Here is a 26,859-nt window from a genome sequence, read left to right on the forward strand (position 1 = left end):
GTCAGTTCTGGTCACCCTTGGCGGGGGCGGCCGGGCCGTTGGCCTGCACGCCGACGATAACCTTCATGCCCGGCTTGAGTTGGGTGCTGGTCACCGCGGTCCGGCTGCCGTCGCTGGGCCCGGTGACGACCTCGACCTTCTGGGGCTTGCCGTCCTTCCCGACAACGTAGACGGTCTGCTTGCTGCCGCGGCCGATCGCCTTTTGCTGATCGCGCTGGCGCGGACCAAACTGGATGCCCGCGCCACCGGACTTCGTATCGGTCTCTTCTGGCGTGAAGCGCAAGGCGCCGTTGGGGATCAGCAGGGCATTGTCCAGCCGCTCGACCCCGATGGTCGCAGTCGCTGTCATGCCCGGGCGCAACGTCATGTCCGGATTGGCGACCGACAGGATCGCCGCATAGGAAACGACCTGGTTGGCAGTGGTGGTGGTGGTCGACGCGCTGGTCGACGCGGTAGACGCGGTGAGGTTCGAGCCCAGGTCGACCCGGGTGATCTGCGCGGGGAAGGTGCGGCCGGGGAAGGCGTCCACCGTGAAGCTGGCGGGCAGCCCGACCTTGACGGAGCCGACATCGGCTTCGTCGATCGCGACTTCCAGCTTCATGTGCGTCAGGTCCTGGGCGATCACGAACATGTTCGGCGTGCTGAACTGTGCTGCGACAGTTTGGCCGGCATCGACCTGGCGGGCGAGCACCACACCGTTCACCGGCGAGCGGATGATGGAGCGGGTGCGCTGGGTTTGGTTCGAGGAAAGCGAGGCCTGTGCGGAGACCACGTTCGCCTCGGCCGAGCGGAGGTTGGCGCGTGCGCGGGCGACGGCGGCGCGGGCGGTATCGAGTTCGGCCTGAGCCGGCACCTTGCCGCCCGAAAGCCGGCTGACCTCTTCCATGCGGCGGAGCTGCGCGGTCGATTCGTCGAGCGTCGCGCGGCTTTGTGCCACTGCGGCCTGATTGGCGGAGAGTGTTGCTCGGCTCTGGGTGATTGCGTCGTCCAGGCGCGCGGGGTCGATGATGGCGATCGGCTGGCCCTCGCTCACCCGGTCGTTGACGTCGACCAGCACCTCCAGAACGAGGCCCGAAATCTCGGAACCAACCGTCACCTGCCGGATCGGCGCCAGGCGACCCGTGGCGGAGACGCTGACGGCCAGCGCGCCGTTCTCAGCCGGCACTGTGATGTAGGAGGGTGGCGGCTTGGGCGCGAAGCAGCGCGAGACGAGCAGTCCCAGCACCACCACGACCAGCGCGATCACGATCCAGCGCAGGTTGCGCCGCCACCAGGGGCGCCGCTTCGTGCCCAGAAAGGCGTTGAGGTCCTGAGGTTCACTGGCCATCGGTGGCGCTGCCTGTCGTTGGAGGAAGGGGCGGGATCGGCGCGGCTTCGTCCCAGCCGCCGCCCAGCGCGACATAAAGCTGGATCAGCGCTGTCGCCTGTTCGGACTCGGCCTGGGAAAGCCCGTTCTTGGCCGAAAGCAGCGCGCTTTCGGACTGATTGAGCGTGGTGAAATCGGTGAGGCCCGAGCGATACTGGAAACGGGCGAGCAGCGCCTGGTTGGTCGCCGCCTCCAGCGCCGTGCGGAACTCGGCCTCGCGCGTGCGAGCAGCCTGGAGCGCAACGATTGCGTTCTCGATCTCCTCCAGCGCTTTCAGCACGCTTGCCTTATAGGCATAGAAGGCGCCATCCGCGCCGGCGCGGGCCGAGCGAAGCTGGCTGCGCAGCCGGCCCGAATCGAACAGCGTCTGCGCAACGTTGGCGAAGGCGCGGCCGGTGATGATGTCGAACAGCGAGCCGATCCGGCTGCTGCCCATGTTGATGCTGCCGCCCAGTGTAAGGCTAGGATAGAGCTGCGCGCGCGCCACACCGATCTGCGCGGCGGCGGCGGCGAGGCTGCGTTCGCTCGCCCGCACGTCCGGGCGCTGGCGGAGCGCATCGGCGGGAATGCCGGTATCGACGTTTAGCGGGCCGCGCGGGATCGGCTTGGGAGCTTCCAGCGCGCCGCGCAGCGCGCCGGGCGCCTGCCCGGTTAGTACACCGAGCCGCGCGACATACGAGGCATAGTTGCTTTCCAGCTGCGGGATGGTCGCCGCGGTCTGGGCGCGCTGCGACCGTGCCGTTTCGGCGTCGAGCGAGGAAACGAGGCCGGCTTGGACCCGCCAGCGGGCGATGCTGAGATTTTCGTCCTGAATGGAAAGGCTCTCGCGCGCATTGGCGAGCTGGGCCTGCGCCTGCCGGGCGAGCACATAATTGCGCGCGGTTTCCGATTCGACAGAGAGCAGCACCGCCGCGCGGTTGAACACCGTGGATTCGTACGTCGCCTGCGCGTTGCGCACGCCCGCTCTGACGCCGCCGAACAGATCCACCTGATAGCTGGCATCGAGTCCGAGCGAGAAATTGCTGCTGCCGCCCTGCGAGAAGGAGGCGATGGTGCCGTCCGGCAGGCGTGTGGTGGTGCTGCCGCCCCGCAAAGGCTCGTTGCGCGAATAGCCGGCCGAGCCGCTCACTGTCGGCAGCAGTGCCGACCGCGACTGGACCAGCGACTCGCGTGCCTGGCGCAGCCGAATCACGGCTTGGGCGATATCGAGATTGGCGGACTGCGCCTGGCCGATCAGTTGGCCAAGCATCGGATCGTCGAACCGGTCCCACCAGCGAGACAGGTCCTCGCGCGCCTTTTGCTGCACGTCGACGGAGAACTGATCGGGTATGCCGAGTTCGGCGGCAGTCTGTTGCGGACGGGCGGAGCCGATAGAACAAGCTGCCAGCGGCAGCGCCGCACAGAGCAACAGAGCAATCGCAGGTCGTGCCATAGCGTTTTATATGGCTGATACGCTTTTACCGATCCACTAAAAAAACATGTGTCTCCGTAACGATCTTGCGGCGGCAGGTGCCTTGCCTAGCCACCCCTTGCGATCCTAGATGCCCCGCGACCAGGAGGGGTCTAGATGAGCGAAAATCTGTATCCGGTGCCGGAAAGCTGGGCGAAGACTGCCCGCATCGATGCCGCAGCGTATGAACGTCTCCATGCCCAGTCGCTGTCCGACCCTGACGGGTTCTGGCTCGAACAGGCCAAGAGGCTCGACTGGATCGTGCCGCCCGCAACTGCCGGCGACTGGTCGTTCGAACAGGCCGATTTCGGTATCCGCTGGTTCGCCGACGGCAAGCTCAACGTCGCTGCCAATTGCCTCGATCGCCATCTGGCGAGCCGCGGCAGCGAGACCGCGATCCTGTGGGAGCCGGACGATCCCAAGGAGGAAGCGCGCCGGATCACTTATCTGGAGCTCTTCGAAGAGGTCTGCCGGTTCGCCAATGTGCTGAAGGCGGAAGGCGTGCGGAAGGGGGACCGGGTCACCGTCTACATGCCGATGATCCCCGAGGCGGCGGTGGCGCTGCTCGCCTGCGCGCGGATCGGCGCGATTCATTCGGTGGTGTTCGGCGGCTTTTCGCCGGAGGCACTGGCGGGCCGCATCGTCGATTGCGACAGCCGCATCGTCATCACCGCCGACGAAGGCCGGCGCGGTGGCAAGCGAGTGCCGTTGAAGGCCAATGTCGACGCGGCGCAACGCCACGCACCCGTCCTCGAGAAGGTGATCGTCGTGCAGGCGACCGGCGGCGACGTGGCGATGCAGTCCGGCCGCGACCTCTGGTATCACGAGGCGGCGGCGAAGGTTTCGGCCGACTGTCCGGCCGAGCCGATGGATGCCGAGGATCCGCTGTTCATCCTCTACACCTCGGGATCGACCGGCAAGCCCAAGGGCGTGCTGCATTCGAGCGGCGGCTATCTGCTCTGGGCGGCGTACACGCACGACGTGGTTTTTGATTACCGACCAGGCCAGATTTACTGGTGTGCGGCGGACATCGGCTGGGTCACCGGGCACAGCTATATCGTCTATGGCCCGCTGGCGAACGGAGGCACCACGCTGATGTTCGAAGGCGTGCCCACCTGGCCCGACGCAGGCCGCATGTGGCAGGTGGTCGACCGCCACCAGGTCGAAATTCTCTACACCGCGCCCACTGCGTTGCGTGCGCTGATGAAAGAGGGAGACAGCTACGTCACCTCGACCAGTCGCAAATCGCTGAAGCTGCTCGGCTCGGTCGGCGAACCGATCAATCCGGAGGCGTGGCGCTGGTATCACGACGTGGTGGGCGAGGGGCGCTGCCCGATCGTGGACACCTGGTGGCAGACCGAAACCGGCGGCCACATGATCACCCCGCTGCCGGGTGCCACTGCGCTCAAGCCGGGTTCGGCGTCGATGCCGTTCTTCGGCATTGAACCGCAGCTGGTCGATGGCGACGGCACGCTGCTGGAGGGCGCGACCGAGGGCAATCTGGTCATCGCGCGCAGCTGGCCGGGGCAGATGCGCACCGTCTGGGGCGATCACGAGCGCTTCTTCCAGACCTATTTCACCACCTATCGCGGCAAATATTTCACCGGCGATGGCTGCCGCCGCGATGCCGACGGCTATTACTGGATCACCGGCCGGGTGGACGACGTGATCAACGTCTCGGGCCATCGCATGGGCACCGCCGAGGTAGAGAGTGCGCTGGTGTTGCACGACAAGGTGGCGGAAGCTGCCGTCGTCGGCATGCCGCATGACATCAAGGGCCAGGGCATCTATGCCTATGTGACCTTGAACGCCGGGGTGGAGGCGAGCGAAGCGCTGCGCAAGGAATTGCGCGATTGGGTGCGCGGCGAAATCGGCCCGATTGCAACGCCCGACGCGATCCAGTTCGCGCCGGGCCTGCCCAAGACGCGCTCGGGCAAGATCATGCGCCGCATCCTGCGCAAGATTGCCGAGGGCGATGTGAGCAGCCTTGGCGATACCTCGACACTGGCGGATCCTGCGGTCGTGGACGATTTGGTGGCCAATCGCGTCTCCTGAGGCCGTGTGTCTCAGGAAAGAGCGGGTGCGGGGGGCAGCGATGCCCCTCCGTACAGTATCGCTTGTAACAAAATCCCGTTGCGACCGGCCGAACCCCCCGTTACACTCGCCTAATACACATCGAGATGGGGGTTCTTAACACGATGAAATCCGGTCGTTCTTTGTTGCTCGCGAGCGTCGCCGCGCTGCTCCTCTCCGCACCCGCGCTCGCCCAGACGGGCAAGCCGCATTATGGCAGCTTCGGCGTTGACCTGACGGCCCAGAAGCCTGGCGTGAAGCCCGGCGACGATTTCTGGACCTATGCCAATGGCGGTTGGGCGGAGCGCACGCAGATCGCGGCCGATCGGACCTCGGCGGGGCCGTTCGTCGATCTCGCCATCGCGGCCGAGACCAATGTGCGCACGCTGCTCGACGAGATGGCCAAGAACCCTGCGACCTATGGCGCAAGCGGCAAGCAGATCGGCGACTTCTACGCCAGCTGGATGGACGAGGCGGGGATCGAGGCGCGCGGTGCCGCGCCGCTGAAGCCCTATCTCGATCGCATCGCCGGCGTGCAGGACAAGAGCGCGCTGCAGGTGCTGTTCGCCAGCACTGGGTATGCCAGCCCTGTCGATATCGACATCATGCCGGGCCTCGCCGATCCTACGCGCTATACTGCCGCGGTCGGCCAGGGCGGACTGGGCATGCCGCGCGACTATTTCCTGAATCCGGGCGAAAAGTTCGACGCGTTCCGCAAGGCCTATCGTGCCTATGTGCAGCAGATCCAGGAGCTCGCCGGGATTCCGGACGCCAGCGCCAAGGCCGACGCCATCGTCGCGCTGGAGACGGCGATGGCCAAGGTTCAATGGTCGCCCGAGCAGAGCCGCGACATCGCCGCGCTGAACGACCCGCAGACGATCGCCGGCCTGAAGGCCAAGGCGCCCGAATTCGATTGGGCGCTGATGCTGAAGACCGCGGGGCTCGATAGCTCGCCGCAGATCCTGATGGCGCAGAACACGGCGCTGATCGCGCTGGGCAAGATCTTCGCAGAAACACCGCTGCAGACCTGGAAGGACTATGTCGCCTATCGCTTCGTCAGCGATCACGCGACCTTCCTGCCTAAGGCGTTCGATCAGGCGCGCTTCGACTTCTATTCGAAGACGCTTTCGGGTGTGCCGATGCAGCGCGAGCGTTGGAAGCGCGGCGTGCAGCTGGTGAACGGCGCGCTCGGCGAGGCGGTCGGCAAGGCCTATGTCGCCAAATATTATCCGCCGGCCGCGGAGAAGCAGATGGCCGAGCTGATCGAAAATCTGCGGGAAGCCTATCAGGAGCGGATCACCGCTTCGACGTGGATGGACGACGCCACGCGCAAGGCTGCCTTGGCCAAGCTCGCTGCCTTCGAGCCGCGGATCGGGCACCCGGACAAGTACATCGACTATGCGTCGCTGGAGGTGGTGCGGGGCGATCTGCTCGGCAACGTCATGCGCTCGGGCGAGTTCGAGCATCAGCTGGCCCTGTCGCGCTTCCCTAAGCCGGTCGATCGCAGCCTGTGGGCGATGACGCCGCAGACGGTGAACGCCTATTACAACCCGCTCTCGAATCAGATCACTTTCCCGGCGGCGATTCTGCAGCCGCCCTTCTTCGATCCCAATGCCGATCCGGCGGTGAATTACGGGGCCATCGGCGCGGTGATCGGCCATGAAATGGGCCATGGCTTCGACGATCAGGGTTCGCAGTTCGGCCCCACCGGCAAGTTTGAGAATTGGTGGACGCCCGCGGCAAAGACCGCGTTCGGCACGCGCACCGGCGCGCTGGCGGAGCAGTATAGCAGCTACGAACCGGTGCCGGGGACGAAGATCAACGGCAAGCTCACGCTCGGCGAGAATATCGGCGATCTCGGCGGCGTCGAGGCGGCCTATTCGGCGTATCAGAAGTACCAGGCCAAGCACGGCAAGGCCAAGGCGGTGGACGGCCTGAGCGGCGACCAGCGCTTCTTCCTTGCGTACGCCCAGGCCTGGCGGGTGAAGGTGCGCGAGGATGCACAGCGCCAGCAGCTGCTCACCGATCCGCACTCGCCGGCAACGGCGCGGGTGAACGGGATCGTCCGCAACGTCGACGCCTGGTACCAGGCGTTCAAGATCCAGCCGGGCGACAAGCTGTACCTGCCGCCAGAGAAGCGCGTGCATATCTGGTAAGCGAAGCGCTTATTTGGTGGACGGCCCGGTGGAAACGCCGGGCCGTTTTGCGTTCTAGGGTGCGGCAACGATCGCCAGTTGCATGATGTGCAACCAGGCGCGGCCGGCTTTGCAGTTGCGGAATCGTCGTCACAAAACCAGATGCGCCGCCCACGCTGCATTGCAGCATACGCCATTCCGAGGACCGCGATGTTTTCCCTGATTGCCCTGTATTTCGCTCATCGTCGGCTCGCCGCTCAGGCTCAGCATCCGAAGATCGACACGCGCGGCCCTGCCGTTGCCGCCAATGAACAGCATGTCATGCCGCTGCCGCTGGCAGCCTAACCGGATCGTCCGCCCTCACCCCCTCGGGCGGACGTCAGGGGCGCCGCACTCCCCCAATCCTGTTGCGGCGCCCCGTCCCTTTCAGTTGCGCTCGTTCTGCGTGCGGGTGCCCGGTGCGGCGGGTTCCGCCAACGTCGCCTCACCGGCGAGCGCATGGCCGGCTTCGTCCCTGCCGATCGTGTCCAGGTGCATTAGCTTGGCGATCCACCAGCTGACCGGCACCGCGATGACCCCGACGACGATGATGTACCAGCCGATCGACCAATAGACTTCGAGCACGCGTTCCGGGCCGGCCCCTTCGCCGCCCGTCGCCTGCGCGATACGCGCGGCGAGGAAATTGCCCGCCGCGGTCGAGAGGAACCAGGTACCCATCATCAGCCCGACCATCGATCCAGTGGAAAGACGCGTCATGCTCGACAGGCCGACCGGCGAGAAGCACAGCTCCGCGGTCGAGTGCAGAAGATAGAGCAGGATCACGAACAGCATCGGCGTCATCGCGCCATCCTGCCCGGCCCCCAACACCAGCACGACGAAGCCGAGCCCAACCTGGATCAGGCCGAGCGCGAACTTCAGCGGGGCACTTGGCTCCAGCCCGCGCTTGCCGAGCTGCACCCAGAGGATGCCGAACAGCGGCGCCAGCGTAATGATCCAGAAGCTGTTGACCGATTGGAACCAGGAGGCGGGCATTTCCCAGCCGAACAGGTGGCGATCGACTCGCTGGTCGGTAAACACGTTCAGCGACGAGCCCGCCTGTTCGAACAGCGCCCAGAATAGCGGGCACAAGGCGATCAGGTACAGTGCGCCGAAGATGCGCATCCGCTCAACCTTGGGCAGCGTGAAAAGCGCCCTGTAGAAGATGTAGAGGAAGGTGATGCCGAAGGTGGCGAGCAACAGCGTGCCCACCAGGCCCTCGTCGCGGATGAGCAGCCAGGACACCCCCACCGCGGCTACCGAGGCGAGGTAGATCAGCCATTCGCGCGAAAGGCCCACCCGCGTCGGCGCGCGCAGCAGTGCGGGGTCGGCCGGTGCGCCCGCGTCGTGCAGATCGCGGCGGAACAGCACGAACACGACCAGGCCTAGCAGCATGCCGATGCCGGCCGCGCCGAACCCCCAGGACCAGCCGATCCGCTCCCCGAGATAGCCGACCAGGAGTGGCCCGGTGAACGCGCCCAGGTTGATTCCCATGTAGAAGATCGAAAATGCGCCGTCCCTCCGAGGATCGTCGCGCCGATACAGCTGCCCGACGAGCACCGAGATGTTCGCCTTCAGAAAGCCTGTGCCGACGATGATACAGGCCAGGCCTGCATAGAAGCCCTGCAGATAGCCCCCCTGCTCGCCCGGCGGCCCTTCCACCAGTGCGATCAGCAGGTGGCCGATCGCGATGAACACGCCACCCGCCAGAACCGCCTTGCGCGCGCCCAGATAGCGATCCGCCAGATAGCCGCCGAGCACCGGGGTGATGTACACCATCGAGGTGTAGGCGCCGTACACTGCATAGGCCGGGTTCTCGGCGAAGAGGAAATGCTTGGTCAGATAGAAGACCAGGATCGCGCGCATGCCGTAGTAGGAGAAACGCTCCCACATCTCGGCAAAGAACAGCATGAACAGGCCGCGGGGATGGCCCAGAATCGTTTTCGCCGTAGCGGGGGCACCCCCGCCGGTCGCAATTGTCGCCATGCGCCCGAAACTTCCTTTATTGCCTTGCGGGATCCAGCCCGCCAAAGCCGGCCAGACTAGCGATCCATGCGCGGCTGTGAAGAGCGGTTGTTGCCGTTGAGACCAGTTGGTAGGGCGACGCAATGACCTTCAACGATCGTTCTACGCCGCTGTCGCTCCTCCAGACTCGCCGGTCGGGAAAGCCGCGCGACCTGGCGGCGCCTGGTCCCAGCCCCGAACAGCTCGACCAGATGGTGGCGATTGCCGCGCGCACACCCGATCATGGCAAGCTGGCCCCCTGGCGGTTCGTGATCGTGCCCGATGCGGCGCGACCTGCGCTGGCGCTGAAGTTGGTCGAGATCCTGCGCGCAGAGAACCCGGCAGCAACGCCGCGCGACGAGGAAGCCGCCGCCCAGTTCGCCACCCAGGCGCCGGCGCTGGTGGTGGTGCTGTCCGCGCCGGTGCAGCCGCACAAGATTCCGCTCTGGGAGCAGGAGCTTTCCGCCGGCGCTGCGTGCATGAACCTGTTGCATGCGGCGCACGCGATGGGCTTTGCTGGCGGCTGGCTGACCGGCTGGCCGGCCTATTCGAACGGCGTGCGCGACCTGTTCGGCGGAGAGGGGCAGCGCATCGCCGGCTTCGTCTTCCTCGGAACGCCATCGCGGCCGCTGGAAGAGCGTCCGCGCGGTGACCTGTCGCAAATCGTGCACCGGTGGAATCCCTGACTATGGACTCGCGGGGCTCCTGCTGTATTATACCAGCATGACAGCCCTGGAGCACGAAGACAGCCCGGTCTACCTCAAGCTGCGGGCGACCATTGCCGCCGCGATCCTGCGAGGACAGTTCCGCGCCGGTGATCAGCTTCCCTCGGTCCGGGCGCTTGCCGCAGAGCATGGCGCCAACCCGCTGACGGTGGCTAAGGCCTATCAGAGCTTCCAGAACGACGGCTATGTCGAGGTGCGCCGCGGCGTCGGCATGTTCGTGTTGCCGGGCGCGGTCGAGCGGCTGCGGCTGGCGGAGCGCGAGCGCTTCCTGGCCGGCTATTGGCCGCGGGTTCGGGATCATATCGCGCTGCTCGGCCTCGATGTCCGCGAGCTGCTGGATGGCAGCCACGAGATCGCCTGAGCCGATGGCCGATACCAAGCCCGGGTGGAAGCGGACGCTCGGCGGTTGGGCCGTCACGCTCGGCGTCTTCTTCCTTTTCCAGAGCGCGGTGGCGCGGCCCTATTACATTCCCTCGGGTTCGATGATGCCGACGCTGCGCACCGGTGATCGACTGGTCGCGAGCAAGTTTCCCTATGGATTTTCGCAAGCCTCGCTGATGATCCATGGCAAGGACATCGCCGCGACGCGTCTGTTCGGCGGCATCCCGGCACGCGGCGATATCGTCATCGTCGTTCGTCGCGGGGACGGGGAGGACTTGATCAAGCGCGTGATCGGCCTCCCGGGCGACACGCTGGAAGTGCGGCATGGCCGGTTGATCCTGAACGGCAAGCCCGTGCCGCGCGTGGGCAGGGGCACTGCGATGATCCCAGTCGACGCGGCGGTGCCGTGCGACGAGGGGCCGATTGCCGCCTTTCGTAGGCCAGGGCCGGATGGCAAGCTCTATTGCCAGCCGCCCCTCTATCGCGAAACGCTGCCGGGCGGCGCCAGTTATGACGTGATCGATCTTGGCGATACGGTGCTGCCGAACGGCTATGTCAGCCCTGGGGACAAGTATGGCCCGGTCACTATTCCTGCGGATCATGTCTTCCTGATGGGCGATAATCGCGATCAGTCGGCCGACAGCCGCTTCGCGTCCGAAGACAAGGGACTGGGCGGCCCGGTGCCGCTTGAGACCATTGCCGGACGCGCCGAATTCGTGACGCTCAGCTATGACGGGGAGGGCGCCTGGCTCAATCCGCTCAGCTATGTCACCGCAATCCGCTGGGGCCGGACCGGCTCGACGCTGCGGCCGGCGCAATGATGCAACTGCAGGGCGACTATGCGCGCGACGGGTACGCGCTCGTGCGAGGCTTGTGTACGCCCGAGATGTGCAATGCGTTGCTGCAACAGGTGCAGGCGGATGTGCTCTCGCAAGGCGCGGTCCGGCGGCTGATGCGGCACCCCAATCTCCTGCAGCGGGAAGCAGTGGAAGTGTATGGATTTCACTACCCTCCGCTGCTCGCTTTCCTCTGGGGGTTGACGCCCAGCATCGCCACCGCGCTCGGAATGGACCTGCTGCCGAGCTACAGCTATTTCCGCATCTATCGCGAAGGCGATGTTTGCCGTGTCCATAGCGATCGCTATGCCTGCGAAGTCAGCCTATCGTTGACGCTGGACTATAGCGATGGCGTTCCCTGGCCGCTTGAAATGGCGGATATGCCGACCGAACCCTCCGCGCTGGTGGAAAGCGGGTTTGGCGATCAGCCCCACCGGTCGATCGCGATGGAGCCGGGGGATGGCGTCCTCTATCAAGGCGTTTATCGCCGACATGGGCGGATTACGCCCAATCCTAACGCCTGGTCAGCCCATCTTTTCTGCCATTGGGTTCAGCGAAACGGTGCCTATGCGGAACATGCCTTTGATGGAAAGGCATCTGTGACGCGACCAGTGAATTTCCGGCTGGAAGACGCGTAGCCCCTAGGGCGCACCCAGTAGAACGAAGCCGCGATCAAGCCTGAGCCGCCTCCGCGGCCAGGAAGGCACGGACCCCTCCCCGGTGCGGGGAAGGGCCGGCCACCGATCAGGCGCGGGTGCCGGTGATCGGGAAGCTGCCAAAGGCGCCGGCGGTAACCGTGCCGTCCAGGCTGTCGCCGCTGACAGTGGCTTCGCAGGTCAGCGTCATCGGCATAGGCACCGAGATGTTGAGCGACCAACTGAGCGTGTCGCCGCTCACCTTTCCGTCGGTGATTTCCGCCTGGCCCATGGCGCCGTTGAAGTTGCCGGTGAAGCTGTCGCCATTGCTATGGACCGTAAGTACCGCCTGCTGGTCGCCCAGCGGCGACTTGGTCACGGTGTTCCAGCTGCCATCCACATTCGCCATTTTGGGTCTCTCCTGCTCATTGGTCCGTCGGCGGGGTCGTTCCCGCCAGCGATGCCGCGGTGACCACCTCGACAGGCAGGCCGAGGCTGTCAAGTTGCGGGCGCACCTTCGCGGCATCGCCCACCACGACCCAAACGAAGCGATCGACATTCAGTGCCCCGCGTGCCGCAGCGTCAAGCTGGGCGGCGGTGAGCGCGCGATATTTTTGTGCGATCGTATCGTAGTAATTGTCGGGCCGCTGCCGCAGGTCGTTCTGCTGCATCGCCGACAGCACCGCGCCTGCCGTTTCGAATCGGCCGGCCAGTTCGCGCGTGGCGCCGTTCACCTCGCGGGTGAGCTCGGCCGACGTGACGCCCTTGCTGGTCAGGAAATCGCGCACCTGCTCGCGAATCGCCCGGATCGAATCGCCGGTCTTGTCCGCCTGCACCGGCGCGTTGACGGTGTAGGGCACGGCATGTTCGAGCCAGTTGAACCCACCGCCTGCGCCATAGCTCCAATGCTTCGTTTCGCGCAGATCCATGTTGATGCGCGAAAGAAAGCCGCCGCCCAGCACCTGGTTGGCGGTCATCGCGACGAGAAGATCGCCGGTCGGGTCAAGCGGCGTCATCTGTCCGGCATAGATTGTCGACTGCGGTGAACTTGGACGGTCGACCAGCACGATGCGCGGCGTGGACTGTTGCGGGGGGGTGCCAAAGGCCTTGCTTCCGGCGGCGCCTTCGCCCCGCCAGTCGCCGAAGCGCGCCTCGAGCGCCGCCTTCACCGCTGCGATCGGCAAATCGCTGACCACGAACAGCTTGGCCTTGTCCGGCCGTATCCAGGCGCGATGGAACGCCACAAGATCGTCGCGGGTCAACTTGGCTACCGCTGCCGGATCACCTCCGCCGTTCCCCAGCTTCGCATAGGGGTTGCTGGCGCCATAGAGCAGCCCCGGCAACGCGCGCGCGGCAAGGCTGCCCGGCTCGCTCAGTTCGAACTGGATCCCGGTCAGCGTCGTTGCCCGCACGCGCTCGACTTCCCCGGGGGCGAAGGCCGGGTGTCGCACGACGTCCGCGAACAGATCGACGCCGCCGCCCAGATTGGCGCTCGGGACGCTCAGGCTCAGATAGGTGCGATCCGCCGAACTGCCTGCACCGATATTGGCACCCAGCCGCTCCTTGGCCTCCGCAAGCGCGATCGAATCGCGGCTGGTGGTGCCCTCGTTCAGCAGCGAGAGCGTGAGATTCTGGGTGCCGGCCTTGCCGTCTGGATCGGCAGTGATCCCGGCGTCGAAGCTCATCGCGACCTGAGTCACGGGCACCGCGGTCTGCTGCGCGTAGATCAGCTCAATGCCATTGGCGAGGCGGGTGCGCTCCACCTTGGGAAAGTGGATGTCGCGCACGGCACCAACGTCGGGCAGCGGCCCGCGATCGCCCTTGGCGACGGGCGCCTCTGCCGCCGGCTTGGGTGCTGCGACCGCCTGGGCCTCGGCATAATCCTCCCGTTTGCCCGGATCGACGCGGATGGTGAGCGAGGGGCGGGTGAGCCATTTGGCGGCGGCCGCCTTCGCCTTGGCCGGCGTCATCGTCGCCACGTCCTCCAGCTGCTTGCGGAAGAAACCGGGGTCGTTGGAATAGAGCGCGCCTTCGGCCAGCGCGGACGCTTGCGCGCGCACCGATTCGAGGCCGCGAATAGTCTGGGTGACGCTGGTGGTGGCGACACGCTGCACTTCGTCCGCCGTCGGCCCCGTGGCGATCAGCTCTGCCAGGATCTCGTCCAGCCGCTTGTTGACCAGCGCGGGATCGACGCCGGGTTTCACCACCGCCTGGATCTGGAAGATGCCGACCTGCGCCATGGCATCGGACCCGGCGGAGACGCTCACCGCCAGCTTTTCCTTCCGCACGAGCGCATTGTCCAAGCGCGAACTGGCAAGGCCGCCCAGCACGCTGCCGAACACGTCGAGCGCCGCCGAATCGGGATCGTTGAGCCCGGGCACGGCCCAGCTGCGCACCAGTACCGTCGTCGGCACCGCATCCTTCAGCGTCACGGTCTTCGATGCGGTGAAGCTGGGGATCGAAACCTTGGGGAGCTCGCTTTCCGGGCCCTTGGGGATCGCCCCAAAATACTTCTCGACCAGCGGCTTCGCTTCTGCGGCGTCGATGTCGCCGGCCAGCACCAGCACGGCGTTGTTCGGGCCATAATGGGTGCGGAACCAGCCCTTCACATCCTCGATGCTGGCCTTGTCGAGATCTGCCATCGATCCGATCGGCGTGTGGCCATAGGGCGTGCCGGCGAACAGCGTCTCGAACAGTGCATATTGCACCAGTCCGAAGGGGCGGTTGTCCCCTTGGCGCTTCTCGTTCTGAACAACGCCGCGCTGCTCATCGAGCACGGCTTGCGTGATTGCCGGGGTCAGCCACCCCATCCGGTCGCTTTCCAGGAACAATGCACGTTCGAGTGCCGGCTTGGGCACGGTCTCGAAATAGTTGGTGCGATCGAAGCTGGTCGTGCCGTTCAGGTCGGTCGCGCCGACCTGCTTGAGCGGTTCGAAGAAATCGCCGGGCGCGTTCTGCGATCCGTTGAACATCAGATGTTCGAACAGATGGGCGAAGCCGGTTTTGCCGGCTGGCTCGTGCTTCGATCCGACGTCGTACCACACCGAAACCGCCACCACCGGCGCCTTGCGATCGGTGTGGACGATCACGCGCAGGCCATTGGCGAGGGTGAATTCGCTGTAGGGAAGCTTCACCTGTTCCACCAGCGCCGCGACGGGCGCGGGGCGGGTGGCAGTGACGGGTGCTTGCTGGGCACTGCCGGGCAGAACAGGAACGGCGAGCGCGATCAGTGCCGCGCTGCAGAACAATCGGAACGACTTCATGAACTCGCTATCCCCGCGTGATGATGCCGGGAGCATAGCCGCGTGCAGGCCGGCTGCAAGTATCGCCAGCGCGCGGAAGTCAGCGATCGAATGCCGTCTCTGTATGCGATGCCGTGCGGAAGCGAAAGGCCATGCTGTGCCGATAGGTTTCCCCCGCCTCGATCCGGGCGGAAGGGAAGCCGGGCTGGTTCGGGCTGTCCGGAAATTTCTGCGGCTCGAGACACAAGCCACCCCGTAGTGGATAGGTGCCGCCGGTGGTGCCCGGCGCGCCATCGGCCAGGTAGTTGCCGGAGTAGAATTGAACTCCGGGTTCGGTCGAATGCACGTCGAGTACGCGTCCCGTGTGCGGATCGAACAGCGTGGCGATGCGCCGTTCGAAGCCGGCGGGGCCGTCCAGCACGAAGTTGTGATCGAATCCCGTGCCGAGCGCGAGCTGCGCATCGGCCGCATCGATGTCGCGCCCGATCGGCTTGGGCGTGCGGAAATCGAAGGGCGTGCCTTCCACTGGGGCAAGCGCGCCGGTGGGGATCAGTTCGTTATCGACCGGCGTGATCGCGCTCGCCGGGATCTGCAGCACATGTTCCAGGATCGTAGCGCTGCTGCCTTCGCCCGCCAGGTTGAAATAGGCATGCTGGGTGAGGTTGACGATCGTCGCGCGATCGGTGGTGGCGGTGAACCGCACCGCCAGGCCATCCTCCTCTAGCACATATTCCACCCGCGCCGTGAGGTCGCCGGGAAAGCCGTTCCAGCCATGCGGCGTATCGAGCCGGAAGGTGACGGCAGTGTCGCTGCGCGACTCCACCGTCCAGAGTTGCTGGTCGAAGCCGGCAGGCCCCGAATGGAGGCTGTTGTCGCCTTCGTTGGTGGTCAGCTGAAACGTTTCGCCGTCCAGCGCGAAGCGGCCGCCGGCGATGCGATTGGCATAGCGGCCGGCCACCGCGCCATAATAGCGCGGCGGCTGGCGGCGGTAATCTTCGAGGTCGGCATAGCCGAGCACGACATTGTCCGGCCGCCCGTGCCGATCGGGCACTTCCAGCCGGTGCAACGTCGCACCCAGGTTCAGAAACTGCGCGCGAAACGCTCCGCGCGCGATTTCGACGACCTCGATGCCGCTCATTGGCCCGGACAGACCGAATTGGCGGGATCGGAGACGATCCGCGCTTCGGCCAGCGAGAGGGTGAAGGGCCCGCTCGCCTGCAGCACGATAGGCGCATTCACCTTGGTCACATCGACTCCGTTCTTCTGATAGCATTTCAGCAGCACGTTGACCGTTTGCCAACCGGTCTTGCCGGTGAACAGCCCGGTCGCGTCGATCGTTCCCGTGTTCGTACCGCCTTCCATCGACAGCCGGACCGGACCCGTCGGTGCCGCATCGACGCGATAGACGAGGCGCAGCGACAGGTCGCCGTTGGTCTCGCGGCTGAGATCGAGGTCGCCGCCGCCGATGCGCAGCGTCGCAGGGCCTGCCGGCCAGGTCAGCTGCTGCGCACCTTCCTGGGTGGCCGGCCCGTCGACGGTCTTGCGAGTGACGCCGCTATCGGTCGCGAAGGAGAAGGGTGCCGGCGTCACGCCCTTGGCAAAGAAGGTGCCGGTGTTGCCCAGCGCGGCATCGACGCCCGAGACTTCGCTCAGCGTGCCGACGGTGCCGGGCTTGGCATAACGCAGGCCATAGCCGAACGCGAACAGCGGATCATAGCCGGCGGCGCCGCGATTGAGCGTGAACTGGCCGGCCGTCTTGGGCCAGCTGAACGAAAGCGTGCCGGTGAAGTCGCGGCGCGGCTTGCCGGCCTTGTCGCCGATCAGCACATCGGCCACGCCCGCGCCCTCGCTGCCTGGCAGCCAGGCCGCGACGAACGCGTCCGACGCGTTGAGCTCCGGGTTCACCCAGAGCGGCCTGCCGGAGAGGAACACCGAGACGACCGGCACGCCCGCCGCCTTCAGCTTCTTGAGCAGCGCCAGCGCCTGCTTGTCGCCCGGCTGGAACTCCAGCGTGCGCACATCGCCGCGCATTTCGGCATAGGGCTCCTCGCCGAACACGACGATCGCCACGTCGGGCTTTTTGGTGAAGCTGCCATCGGCGGAAAGCGTGGCCGTGCCGCCGCCGGCCTTCACCGCCGCCTGGATGCCGGCGAAGATCGTCTCGCCATTGGGGAACATCGCGTTCGGATTGCCGTCGCCCTGCCAGCTGAGCGTCCAGCCGCCCGATTGCTGCGCCATGGAGTCGGCGCCCGAACCCGCGACCAGCACGTTCGCGCTCGCCTTTAGCGGAAGCACGCCATTGTTCTTCAGCAGGACCAGCGATTTGGCGACCGCTTCGCGGGCGATAGCGCGATGTTCGGGTGCGCCGATGATCTCGGCCTTGCTCTCATAAGGGCGGGCCGCCTCGAACAGGCCCATCTGCATCTTCACGCGCAGGATGCGGCGTACCGCGTCGTCGATCCGTGCCATCGGGATCGTGCCGGCCTTGGCATGGGCCAGCGTCGATTCGTACAGGCCCTTCCAGCTGTCCGGCGCCATCGCCATGTCGAGCCCGGCGTTGAACGTCGCGGCGCAATCGGTGGCGGTGCAGCCCGGAATTTGCGCATGGCCGTTCCAGTCGCCGACGACGAAGCCGTCAAAGCCCATCTTGCCCTTCAGCACATCGGTGAGCAGCGACTTGTTGCCGTGCATCTTGGCGCCGTTCCAGCTGCTGAACGATGCCATGACGGTCATCGTGCCCGCGTTGATCGCGCCCGGATAACCGGCATTGTGAATGCGGATCAGCTCCTCTTCGGAAACCCGGGTATCGCCCTGGTCCTGCCCGCCGAAGGTGCCGCCGTCGCCGAGGAAATGCTTGGCCGAGGCCGCGACATAGCCTTTCTGGATGCGGTCCTTGGTGCCCGGCGCGCCCTGCAGGCCGCGGATCATCGCGCCGGCATAGCTGCGCACCACCTCCGGATCTTCCGAATAGCCTTCATAGGCGCGCCCCCAGCGGTCGTCCTGCGGCACCGCCAGCGTCGGTCCGAAGGCCCAGTCGATGCCCGCAGAGGCGGTTTCCGCCGCGGTTGCGCGGCCGATCTTTTCCATCAGCGCCGGATCGCGCATCGCGCCGAGGCCAACATTGTGCGGGAATAGCGTGGCGCCGACGATGTTGTTGTTGCCATGCACCGCGTCGATGCCGAACATGATCGGGATTGCGGCATGGTTGCCCTTGCGGGCGAGCGCCGCCTTCTGGAACGCCTGCGCCGTCGCCAGCCACGGCCCGCGGGGGCTACGATCAGGCGCGCCGATGGGCGGCGAGCTGCCGCCCGCGAGGATGGAGCCGAGCGGATAGGTGGCGAGATCGGCCGGCGTGATGCTGCCGATGTCGGCCTGGATCATCTGGCCAACCTTCTCCTCCAGCGTCATCTTCGCCAGCAGATCCGTGATCGACTTCTCCGTGGCAGGATCGATCAGCCCCGGCGTCTTCGCCGCGGGCCATTTTTCCGGATGTGCAGTGGACGACAGCGTTGTCGGCGCCTGCTGCGCAACGGCGGGTGCGGCGGCAAGGATCGTGGTGGCTAACAGCAGCTTCAGGCCCGCAGGCATTTTCTCTCTCCCCAACAGGTTCTTTGGTAGCGATACCGCAGGATCAGTGCCCAAGTCCATGCGTCAGCCAGCGGGCGGCGGCATCGGGGCTCTGCTTGTCGGCGTCGCGATCGACCATGTAATTGGCTTCGCGCATCTTTTCGACTGAAATCGCACCGATCAGCGGGCGCAGGGCGGCCTGGAAGCGGGCGTCGTCAGCGCGCTTCGGCGCAAGCAGCAGGATTGCGTCATAGCCGGGGATGGCGCCTTTTGGATCCTGCAGCACGGCAAGATGCTGCGCAGCGATGCGACCGTCGGAGGAAAAGGCCGGGATCACGTCCGCCGCGCCGCTGGCGAGCGCGCGATACATGAAAGTGGGCTGATAGGGATTCGCCGCGGCGAAACGCAGGCCATAGGCGCGCTGCACGGCCTTCCATTCGGAGCGCTCCAGAAACTCCACGTCGGTGGCGAGCTTCAGCGACGGCGCGACCGCGGCTAGGTCGGCGATGCTCGCGATGCCGCGGCGCCGGGCATCGTCGCCGCGCATGACGAAGGCATAGGCATTCTCGAAGCCCAGCGATCCGAGCAGCGTGACCTTGTTCGTACGTCGCGCCCATTCGGCCACGCCGCGGACGAGCTCGGCGCGGTGTGGTACATCGGTACGGCCCATCTGGTTGGTCCAGATCGTACCCGAATAGTCGACATAGACGTCGATCGCATCGCTCGCGAGCGCCGCATAGGCGACGCCGGAGCCCAGCCCTTCGCGATAGCGCACCTGGTACCCCGCCGACTTCAGCCGCGCGCCGATCAGCCGGGCTAGGATATATTGTTCCGAAAACCCTTTGGCGCCGATCGTCACCACGCTCCGCTGCGCGGGCCAGGCGGGCGCCAAGGCGGCGAGCGCGCCCGCGGCGAGCAGGCCTAGGCTCAACCACACAAAGGCCCGCCGCCTGCGGGAAATTCCCCATTCGGCAAGGCCGAGCAGTGCGTCGACGGTCAGGGCCAGCGCGGCGGCGGAAAGGCAGCCGGCAAGCACCAGCGCCCAGTTCTGCGTCTGCAGCCCGGCAAAGATCAGGTCGCCCAGGCTCGGCTGGCCCACCGTAGTCGAAAGCGTCGCCGCCCCGATCGTCCACACGGCGGCGGTGCGGATGCCGGCCATCACCATCGGCGCGACCAGCGGCGCTTCGACCAGGCGCAGTTTCTGCCAAGCCGTCATGCCGACCCCGTCCGCTGCCTCGCGCACGGCGGGGTCGAGCGTCGTGAGACCGGTGATCGCGTTGCGCAGGATCGGCAGCAACGCATAGAGGGTGAGCGCGAGCAGCGACGGCAGGAAGCCCAGCGCCGGAATGCCCCCGCCCAGCAGCGCCGAAAGCCATAGCAGCAGCGGATAGAACAGCGCCAGCAGCGCCAGGCTGGGAATGGTCTGCACGAGGCTCGCCAACCCCAGCGCGACCCGGGCGATCCCCCGATGCCGGGCGGACGCCACCGCGAGCGGCAGGCTGATCGCGATTCCCAGCAGCAGCGCGGCAAAGGCCAGCAGCAAATGCTGCGCAAGCAGTTCGGGCACGCGGGCGAAGGCGCCGCTCATCGCGCCAGTGCCGCGAGACGCTGCGCTTGGTCGCGCGGCACCGCCACCAGCGCGTCTGCCGTCGCCCCGCCCTTGCCGGCGAGCAGGTCGCGCGGCGTCGCGTCGCCGACGATGCGGCCCGCGTCCATCACCAGGATACGGTCGGCGAGCAGCAGCGCTTCGGCCATGTCGTGGGTGACCAGCAGAGTGGTCAGCGCCATTTGCGCGTGTAGCGCACGGATCGCCGCGCCCAGGGCATCGCGCGTCACCGGATCCAGCGCGCCGAACGGTTCGTCCATCAGCAACAATTTCGGTCCGGTGGCCAATGCGCGGGCGACGCCGACGCGCTGGCGCTGCCCGCCGGACAGCGCGTCGGGCATCCGCGCGATCATCGCCTCCGGCAGGTCCACCAGCCGCATCAGCTCGGCCACGCGTGCGTCCGGCGCCCCACCGCCGGCAAGCCGCAGCCCGATCGCAACATTCTCCCCCACGGTCAGGTGCGGGAACAGTCCGACATTCTGGAAGACATAGCCGATCCGCCGCCGCAGCAGGTGCGCGGGCCCAGCATCCACCGGCGCGCCGTCGATCAGAACGCGCCCCTCGCTTGGATCGATCAGGCGGTTCACCATCTTGAGCAGGGTGGACTTGCCCGATCCGGACGCTCCTACCAGTGCTACGAAGCTGCCGCCCGCGATCTCCAGCGAAACGGAATCCACGGCCCGCACGGAATTTGCGTAGCTCTTGCCGACACCTTCGAACGTCACGCTGCGCAATTGCTCTGGCATTGTCGTCTGTTGTGCGGAATGTTGCGGCAAAGGTCAAAGACCGGCGTGCATAAAGGGGGAGGCGATGGCGGAGCGTGCGATCTTCATCACTGGCGGTGCTTCGGGCATCGGGCAGGCGGTGGCGGTGCTGTTCGCCGCGCGCGGCTGGCGGATCGGGATCGCCGATGTGAACGTTGCCGGCCTGGAGGCCACGCGCGCCATGCTGCCGGCGGACAGGGTCACGACGCATCCTTTCGACGTGCGCGACCGCGATGGCTGGACTGCGGCGCTCGCGGACTTCGCCGATGCCAGCGGCGGGCGATTGGACGTGCTGTTCAACAATGCCGGGATCGGAACCAGCGGCCCGTTCGCCAGCGCCGATCCCCGCGCGCTCGAACATTGTAATGCCGTCAACTTCATGGGCGTGGTGCACGGCGCCCATGTCGGCTTCCCGCTTCTGGCCGCCACGCCGGACTCGGCGATGCTGATCACCAGCTCTGCCGCGGGGATTTACGGCACCGCAGGGGCTGCGATCTATTCGGCGACCAAGTTCGCCGTGCGCGGCCTGGCCGAGGCGCTGGACGGCGAATGGGCCGCGGCCGGCGTGAAGGTGCGCACTCTGATGCCGGCCTTTATCGACACGCCGCTGCTCGACCAGCCGGCGGGGGGCTCCAACCAGCTGATCCGCGAAAGCGTGCAACGCTCCGGGCTGGAGATCTCGCCCGTGTCCGATGTGGCGGAAGCGGCGTGGCAGGCGGTGCACGGGCCGGTGCTGCATACCCGCGTCGGCAGCACGGCGCGCAAGCTGTGGTTCGCCGCGCGGTGGATGCCGGGCGCGCTACGCAAGCAGGCGCAGCGGAGCCGACTGGGCCGGCGATGAACTTGCGTTCTACGCATCACTCCTAATTGGGCATGCGCCTGTGAGGGCCCATCCGATCGCATAGTCCAAGCAGGAGCGATCGATGTCCAAGACGATGAAAGCTGCCGTAGTTCGCGAATTCGGCAAGCCGTTGGTGATCGAGGAAGTGCCGGTGCCGGAGGTTGGCCCCGGCCAGATTCTTGTCCGCATTGCCGCCAGCGGGGTTTGCCACACCGATCTTCACGCCGCCGAGGGCGATTGGCCGGTCAAACCCAAGCCGCCCTTCATCCCGGGCCATGAAGGCGTTGGCCATGTCGCGGCGGTTGGGGCTGGCGTGACCCATGTGAAGGAAGGTGATCGGGTGGGCGTGCCCTGGCTCTACACCGCGTGCGGACACTGCATGCACTGCCTGGGCGGTTGGGAGACGCTGTGCGAGAGCCAGCAGAACACCGGCTATTCGGTGAATGGCGGCTTTGCCGATTATGTGCTGGCCGACCCCAACTATGTCGGCATCCTGCCCGACAAGGTAGGCTTCGTGGAGATCGCACCGGTGCTGTGCGCGGGCGTGACGGTCTACAAGGGGCTCAAGGTCACCGATACCAAGCCCGGCGACTGGGTCGCCATCTCCGGGATCGGCGGGCTGGGGCACATGGCGGTGCAATATGCCAAGGCGATGGGGCTCAACGTCATCGCGGTTGATATCGACGACGAGAAGCTGGCGCTGGCGCGGAAGCTGGGCGCCGAGCTGACGGTCAACGCCCGCCACGAGGATCCGGCGGCGTTCGTTAAGAAGGCGGTCGGCGGCGCGCGGGGCGTGCTGGTGACGGCGGTGTCGACCAAGGCGTTCCAGCAGGCGCTGGGCATGGTGGGGCGCGGCGGCACCGTGTCGCTCAACGGCCTGCCGCCGGGGGATTTCCCGCTGTCGATCTTCGACACGGTGCTCAACGGCATCACCGTGCGCGGCTCGATCGTGGGCACCCGGCTGGACCTGCAGGAGGCGCTCGATTTCGCCGGGCAGGGCAAGGTCCATGCGACCGTGGCGACCGAGAAACTTGAGAACGTCAACGGCGTGTTCGATCGGATGCGTAAGGGCGAGATCGAGGGCCGGATCGTGCTCGACATGGCCTGAAGCGCCATCGACAGGGGCGGCGGCGGTTCCTAAGCTGCCGCCCATGCAGGACAATCTCACGGCCGAGCGGCCGAGCTTCGTCACCCATCTCGAATGCTCGATGACGGGCGAGACCTATGCGGCGGACCAGCTGCATGGGCTCTCGCGCGTCGGGCGGCCGCTGCTGGTGCGCTATGATCTGGCGGGGGTGGGCGCGGCGCTGACCCGCGACGCACTGGAGGCGCGGCCGACCGATCTGTGGCGTTGGCGCGAGCTGCTACCGGTGCGGCGGGCGGAGAACATCGTCTCGCTGGGCGAGATCGAGACCCCGCTGATCGATATCCCAAAATCCGGCGGGCCGGGCGCGATCGTGAAGGACGAGGGCCGGCTGCCGACTGGCTCGTTCAAGGCGCGTGGCCTCGTGATGGCGGTGAGCATGGCGCGCGAGCTGGGCGTCACCCGCATCGCCATGCCGACCAACGGCAATGCCGGCGCGGCGCTCGCCGCCTATGCCGCGCGCTGCGGCATCGAGACGGTGATCCTCTGCCCCGAGGAGACGCCGGAGGTGAATGTTCGCGAGATCGCCGCGCAGGGCGCGCGGGTCTACCGGGTCAACGGCCAGATCGACGAATGCGGCGCGATCGTCGGGCGGGGGGCGGTCGAGGGGCGCTGGTTCGACTTCTCGACGCTGAAGGAGCCCTACCGGATCGAGGGCAAGAAGACGATGGGGCTGGAGCTCGCCGCGCAGTGCGGCTGGGAGCTGCCCGACGCGATCTTCTATCCCACCGGCGGCGGCACCGGCCTGATCGGTATGTGGAAGGCGTTCGACGAGCTGGAGCGGCTCGGTTGGATCGGCGCGAAGCGCCCGCGCATGTACGCGGTGCAGGCCTCGGGCTGCGCGCCGATCGTCCGCGCGTTCGAGGCGGGCGAGGAGCATGCCGAGCGCTGGGAGAATGCCGCAACAGTCGCGGCGGGCATCCGCGTGCCGCGCGCGGTGGGCGACTTCCTGATCCTGCGCGCGGTGCGCGAGTCCGGCGGGCGCGCGCTGGCGGTGGGCGATCCGGCAATCCTCCAGGCGGTGGACGAGTGCGCCCGCAAGGACGGCCTGCTGCTCTGCCCCGAGGGTGGGGCGACGCTGGCGGCGTACCGGCAGGCGATGCGGGACGGGCTGGTCGACCCGGAGGAGCGGACAGTGCTGTTCAACTGCGCGACGGGGCTGAAATACCCGATGCCCGAGGCCGGGACGTGGCTGGACAAGGATGCGGTGGGGGATCTGGGGGCGTTGTGAGGGGATGAAGCCCTTTTGCTTGAAGGGCGTGTAGTGTCATGGCAGCGTGCACAGGTGTCCGAACGCTATTAGTCTCCGTCAGACTTCTTGAAGGGCATTATCGCGGAAGAGGTGGCGCTCGCCGACGGACCCCTTGCGCAGGCCAACCTCAATCTCCTCATCGAACTCACGCGGGATGCGGATCGCGCGAATCGCGACTGGGCCACCATGCTCCTGAGCCAGGAGGGAGGCGATACGCCTGCGGTGCGCGCGGTTCTTCTTGTTGCTGCGAGAGACGAAGACGAAGTCGTCCGAGCGGAGGCCGCGCTGGGGCTGGCAAGCCGCGATCCCGGACTGGCATTGCCGTGCGTGCAGGAAGCCCTGCGCGGGAACACCATTACCCCACCCATGCTGGAGGCGGCCGCGCTTTGCGCGCATCCCTCGCTGATCGAGGATCTGCGCGTCTGGGCGGAACCGTCCGACAACGCGTTCGCGGACAAGCTTGCCGCCGACGCATTGGCGGCCTGCCTGCGCGCTGAGCCGAGAGCGAATCGCTGACCTCCCCCTCCGTCAGGCCTGCGGCCTGCCACCTCCCCCTGGCGGGTGAGGATTGATCCGCCTTGCTCATCCTCCCCCGACAGGGGGAGGTGCCGCCGTAGGCGGCGGAGGGGGAGGTAGGCGAGCGGTTTGCAGAGTGGCCCTCCGCTCGATCGCGATCGTGAGGATTTGGCGCACCACGCCTTCGGTGTGGTTCAGAACGTCCGTTGCCGTGTAGCGGAGGATGCGCACGCCTTGTGCTTTCAACCATGCGTCGCGGGCGGCGTCGCGCTCCGGGCGGTGGCCGCGGGCATGGGCTTCGCCATCCACTTCGATCGCGAGATGGGCTGGGGCGCAGTAGAAGTCCAGCACGTACGGACCGGCCGGGTGCTGCTTGCGGAAGCGCAAACCCGCTTCGTTTTGGCGCAGCGCGAGCCAAAGGGCGATTTCCGGAGGGGGCATTTCTTTGCGCAGGCGTTTGGCGTTGCGGCGGGTATTATCGGGACCTCCCAGGCGCATCGCTTCCCTCCCCCTCCGCCGCCTGCGGCGGCACCTCCCCCTGGCGGGTGAGGATTATTCCACCAAGCCCCTCAAGCCGCGAAGGCCTCCGCCTCCACCGCATACAGCACCGCCGCCTTCGCCATCGCCGCCGCGCGCAGACCGAGCGCTTCCGGCACGATCTGCTCGACATAGAAGCGCGCCGCTGCCTGCTTCATCTGGAAGAAGCCGGGCTCGCCGTCGCCCTGTGCCGCCAAGCGCCCGCTCTTCTCCATCAGCCAGCCGCACACCGCCACCGACAGCATGGTCAGGAACGGATAGCTCGCCGCCAGCCGGTCGTCGGCATCGCTGCCCAGCAGGTTGCGGCCGACCTCCTCGCAGGCGTCGATCAGCGAACGCAGTCCCGCGTCCCGTGCCTCGGCGCGCATGTCTGCCAGCAGGCCGAGCAGCGTCGCGCCATTGTCCATGCTCAGCTTGCGGCCGACCAGGTCCGCGGCCTGGATGCCGTTGGTGCCTTCGTAGATCGGGGTGATGCGCGCGTCGCGGAAATGCTGGGCGGCACCGGTCTCCTCGATATAGCCCATGCCGCCATGGACCTGTACGCCCAGGCTCGCGACCTCGTTGCCGATGTCGGTCGCATGCGCCTTGGCGAGCGGGGTGAGCAGCTCGACGCGCTTGTCCGCCTCGGCATCGCCGCTGCGGCCGCGATCCAGCTGGCCGAAGGCGTAATAGACCAGCGCGCGCGCCGCCTGCGTCTGCGCCTTCATCCGCAGCAGCATGCGGCGGACATCGGGGTGCTCGATGATCGCGGTGGGGGCGCCGCCCCGGTAGCCCTGCACCCGCTCGCGGGCATAGGCGACCGCGCGCTGGGTGGCGCGCTCGGCAACCTGGACGCCCTGCAGGCCGACATTGAGGCGGGCATTGTTCATCATCGTGAACATCGCGCGGATGCCGCCCAGTTCGGGGCCGATCAGCTCGCCGATGCAGTCGTCATGGTCGCCGAAGCTCAGCACGCAGGTGGGCGAGGCGTGGAGGCCCATCTTGTGCTCGATCGAGACGACCTTGATATCGTTGAAATCGCCCGGCGTCCCGTCCTCCTTGAGCCGGAACTTGGGCACCAGGAACAGCGACAGGCCCTTGGTACCCGCCGGCGCGCCCGGCGTGCGGGCCAGTACCAGATGCACGATATTGTCGGCCATGTCGTGATCGCCGAACGAGATGTAGATTTTGGTGCCCTTGATCTTCCACTTGCCGTCGCCCGCGGGCTCGGCCTTGGTCTTCACCGCGCCGACGTCCGAACCCGCCTGCGGCTCGGTGAGGTTCATCGTGCCGGTCCATTCGCCGGTCGCCAGCTTGGGCAGATACAGCGCCTGCTGCTCGGCCGAGCCGTGATGGTGGAGCGCTTCGACCGCGCCGACGGTCAGCACCGGGCATAGGCAGAAGCCCATGTTGGCGGTGCCCAGCGTCTCCAGCACCGCCACCGACAGGCTGACCGGCAGGCCCTGGCCGCCATGCTCGGTCGGCGAGCCGATCGTGCCCCAGCCGCCCTCGACATAGGCGCGATAGGCGGCGGCGAAGCCTTCGGGCATTCTCACGCCGTGTTCGGTCCAGCGCGCGCCTTCGGTATCGCCCAGCCGTTCAAGCGGCGCCCATTCGCCCGCGGCGAACTGGCCGGCGCCGTCGAGCACGGCGTCGAGCAGGTCGGGCGTGGCCTCTTCGCTGATCTCGGACAGGCGGACGATATGGTCGAGCACGAAACGCTGCTCGGCGGTGGCGGGGGTGAACATCAGGCCTCTCTCTTGTGATCTT

The 26,859-nt window shown here is 66.7% G+C and carries 22 protein-coding genes; 11 read left to right on the forward strand and 11 right to left on the reverse strand.

Going from position 1 to position 26,859, the window contains the following annotated elements:
- Position 1 precedes the first annotated feature (1 nt).
- Together ACNFJ7_RS14885 and ACNFJ7_RS14890 are read right to left on the reverse strand one after the other, a co-directional pair.
- On the reverse strand, positions 2–1,327 hold the full coding sequence (locus tag ACNFJ7_RS14885; protein ID WP_019369844.1) for an efflux RND transporter periplasmic adaptor subunit: 1,326 nt from the start codon (positions 1,325–1,327) through the stop codon (positions 2–4).
- Entirely contained in the window at positions 1,317–2,798 is a 1,482-nt protein-coding gene (locus ACNFJ7_RS14890; RefSeq protein WP_037513640.1) for an efflux transporter outer membrane subunit, read from the reverse strand. The genes ACNFJ7_RS14885 and ACNFJ7_RS14890 overlap by 11 nt, the downstream gene beginning before the upstream one ends.
- A 135-nt stretch (positions 2,799–2,933) precedes the next feature.
- Between ACNFJ7_RS14890 and acs the strand changes: the two genes are divergently transcribed.
- From acs to ACNFJ7_RS14905, 3 genes are all read left to right on the forward strand, one after another.
- A complete protein-coding gene (gene acs, locus ACNFJ7_RS14895) occupies positions 2,934–4,871 on the forward strand; it encodes an acetate--CoA ligase (RefSeq protein ID WP_019369846.1) in 1,938 nt (645 codons plus the stop codon).
- A gap of 143 nt (positions 4,872–5,014) precedes the next feature.
- Positions 5,015–7,045, forward strand: a complete 2,031-nt coding sequence (locus tag ACNFJ7_RS14900; protein WP_037513642.1) for a M13 family metallopeptidase — start codon at positions 5,015–5,017, stop codon at positions 7,043–7,045.
- Positions 7,046–7,234: 189 nt separating this feature from the next.
- Positions 7,235–7,369 carry a hypothetical protein gene (locus ACNFJ7_RS14905; protein WP_019369848.1) on the forward strand — a complete coding sequence of 45 codons (135 nt, stop codon included), beginning with the start codon at positions 7,235–7,237 and terminating at the stop codon, positions 7,367–7,369.
- Positions 7,370–7,450: 81 nt separating this feature from the next.
- On the opposite strand, the gene ACNFJ7_RS14910 is transcribed toward ACNFJ7_RS14905, so the two are convergent.
- Positions 7,451–9,046: a peptide MFS transporter gene (locus ACNFJ7_RS14910; RefSeq protein WP_019369849.1), complete on the reverse strand. Its 1,596-nt coding sequence runs from the start codon at positions 9,044–9,046 to the stop codon at positions 7,451–7,453.
- A gap of 122 nt (positions 9,047–9,168) precedes the next feature.
- Here ACNFJ7_RS14910 and ACNFJ7_RS14915 point away from each other — a divergent pair, with 122 nt between their 5' ends.
- Genes ACNFJ7_RS14915 through ACNFJ7_RS14930 form a run of 4 tightly spaced genes read left to right on the forward strand, consistent with a single transcriptional unit; the run spans position 9,169 to position 11,644 of the window.
- A complete protein-coding gene (locus ACNFJ7_RS14915) occupies positions 9,169–9,750 on the forward strand; it encodes a nitroreductase family protein (RefSeq protein WP_019369850.1) in 582 nt (193 codons plus the stop codon).
- A gap of 37 nt (positions 9,751–9,787) precedes the next feature.
- The gene (locus ACNFJ7_RS14920; RefSeq protein ID WP_019369851.1) at positions 9,788–10,150 is read left to right on the forward strand and encodes a GntR family transcriptional regulator; all 363 of its coding nucleotides are present in this window, start codon (positions 9,788–9,790) and stop codon (positions 10,148–10,150) included.
- A 4-nt stretch (positions 10,151–10,154) separates the two neighbouring features.
- Complete coding sequence (gene lepB / locus ACNFJ7_RS14925; RefSeq protein WP_019369852.1) at positions 10,155–10,991, forward strand: signal peptidase I; 837 nt, start codon at positions 10,155–10,157, stop codon at positions 10,989–10,991.
- Positions 10,988–11,644, forward strand: a complete 657-nt coding sequence (locus tag ACNFJ7_RS14930) for a hypothetical protein (RefSeq protein ID WP_037513645.1) — start codon at positions 10,988–10,990, stop codon at positions 11,642–11,644. Before lepB ends, ACNFJ7_RS14930 begins: the two co-directional genes overlap by 4 nt.
- Before the next feature lie 106 nt (positions 11,645–11,750).
- Here the strand turns inward: ACNFJ7_RS14930 and ACNFJ7_RS14935 are convergent, their stop codons facing one another.
- From ACNFJ7_RS14935 to ACNFJ7_RS14960, 6 genes are all read right to left on the reverse strand, one after another.
- Positions 11,751–12,050, reverse strand: a complete 300-nt coding sequence (locus tag ACNFJ7_RS14935) for a hypothetical protein (protein WP_019369854.1) — start codon at positions 12,048–12,050, stop codon at positions 11,751–11,753.
- 16 nt (positions 12,051–12,066) lie between these two features.
- Positions 12,067–14,904, reverse strand: a complete 2,838-nt coding sequence (locus ACNFJ7_RS14940) for a M16 family metallopeptidase (protein ID WP_019369855.1) — start codon at positions 14,902–14,904, stop codon at positions 12,067–12,069.
- A gap of 79 nt (positions 14,905–14,983) precedes the next feature.
- Positions 14,984–16,021 carry an aldose epimerase family protein gene (locus ACNFJ7_RS14945; RefSeq protein WP_019369856.1) on the reverse strand — a complete coding sequence of 346 codons (1,038 nt, stop codon included), beginning with the start codon at positions 16,019–16,021 and terminating at the stop codon, positions 14,984–14,986.
- Positions 16,018–18,471 carry a glycoside hydrolase family 3 protein gene (locus ACNFJ7_RS14950; RefSeq protein ID WP_019369857.1) on the reverse strand — a complete coding sequence of 818 codons (2,454 nt, stop codon included), beginning with the start codon at positions 18,469–18,471 and terminating at the stop codon, positions 16,018–16,020. The genes ACNFJ7_RS14945 and ACNFJ7_RS14950 overlap by 4 nt, the downstream gene beginning before the upstream one ends.
- A gap of 43 nt (positions 18,472–18,514) precedes the next feature.
- Positions 18,515–20,038 (reverse strand): ABC transporter permease/substrate-binding protein, encoded by a 1,524-nt coding sequence (locus ACNFJ7_RS14955; RefSeq protein ID WP_019369858.1) that lies wholly within the window; start codon positions 20,036–20,038, stop codon positions 18,515–18,517.
- Positions 20,035–20,802 (reverse strand): ATP-binding cassette domain-containing protein, encoded by a 768-nt coding sequence (locus ACNFJ7_RS14960; RefSeq protein ID WP_026009191.1) that lies wholly within the window; start codon positions 20,800–20,802, stop codon positions 20,035–20,037. Before ACNFJ7_RS14960 ends, ACNFJ7_RS14955 begins: the two co-directional genes overlap by 4 nt.
- Positions 20,803–20,866: 64 nt before the next feature.
- Between ACNFJ7_RS14960 and ACNFJ7_RS14965 the strand changes: the two genes are divergently transcribed.
- The 4 genes from ACNFJ7_RS14965 to ACNFJ7_RS14980 all read left to right on the forward strand — a co-directional run bounded on the left by ACNFJ7_RS14965 (position 20,867) and on the right by ACNFJ7_RS14980 (position 24,573).
- A complete protein-coding gene (locus ACNFJ7_RS14965) occupies positions 20,867–21,661 on the forward strand; it encodes an SDR family oxidoreductase (RefSeq protein ID WP_019369860.1) in 795 nt (264 codons plus the stop codon).
- Between the two features lie 82 nt (positions 21,662–21,743).
- Positions 21,744–22,769 (forward strand): alcohol dehydrogenase AdhP, encoded by a 1,026-nt coding sequence (gene adhP / locus ACNFJ7_RS14970; RefSeq protein ID WP_019369861.1) that lies wholly within the window; start codon positions 21,744–21,746, stop codon positions 22,767–22,769.
- Between the two features lie 43 nt (positions 22,770–22,812).
- Positions 22,813–24,036, forward strand: coding sequence for a threonine synthase (locus tag ACNFJ7_RS14975; RefSeq protein WP_019369862.1), 1,224 nt, complete (start codon positions 22,813–22,815; stop codon positions 24,034–24,036).
- An 87-nt stretch (positions 24,037–24,123) separates the two neighbouring features.
- Positions 24,124–24,573, forward strand: a complete 450-nt coding sequence (locus ACNFJ7_RS14980; protein ID WP_019369863.1) for a HEAT repeat domain-containing protein — start codon at positions 24,124–24,126, stop codon at positions 24,571–24,573.
- Between the two features lie 66 nt (positions 24,574–24,639).
- On the opposite strand, the gene ACNFJ7_RS14985 is transcribed toward ACNFJ7_RS14980, so the two are convergent.
- Both ACNFJ7_RS14985 and ACNFJ7_RS14990 read right to left on the reverse strand, forming a co-directional pair.
- Positions 24,640–25,071, reverse strand: coding sequence for an endonuclease domain-containing protein (locus ACNFJ7_RS14985; RefSeq protein ID WP_082664412.1), 432 nt, complete (start codon positions 25,069–25,071; stop codon positions 24,640–24,642).
- Positions 25,072–25,142: 71 nt separating this feature from the next.
- Complete coding sequence (locus ACNFJ7_RS14990) at positions 25,143–26,837, reverse strand: acyl-CoA dehydrogenase (RefSeq protein WP_019369865.1); 1,695 nt, start codon at positions 26,835–26,837, stop codon at positions 25,143–25,145.
- Positions 26,838–26,859 lie beyond the last annotated feature (22 nt).

Origin of the sequence: Sphingomonas sp. HT-1 (assembly GCF_048568905.1) — a bacterium.
Taxonomy (GTDB): Bacteria; Pseudomonadota; Alphaproteobacteria; order Sphingomonadales; family Sphingomonadaceae; genus Sphingomonas.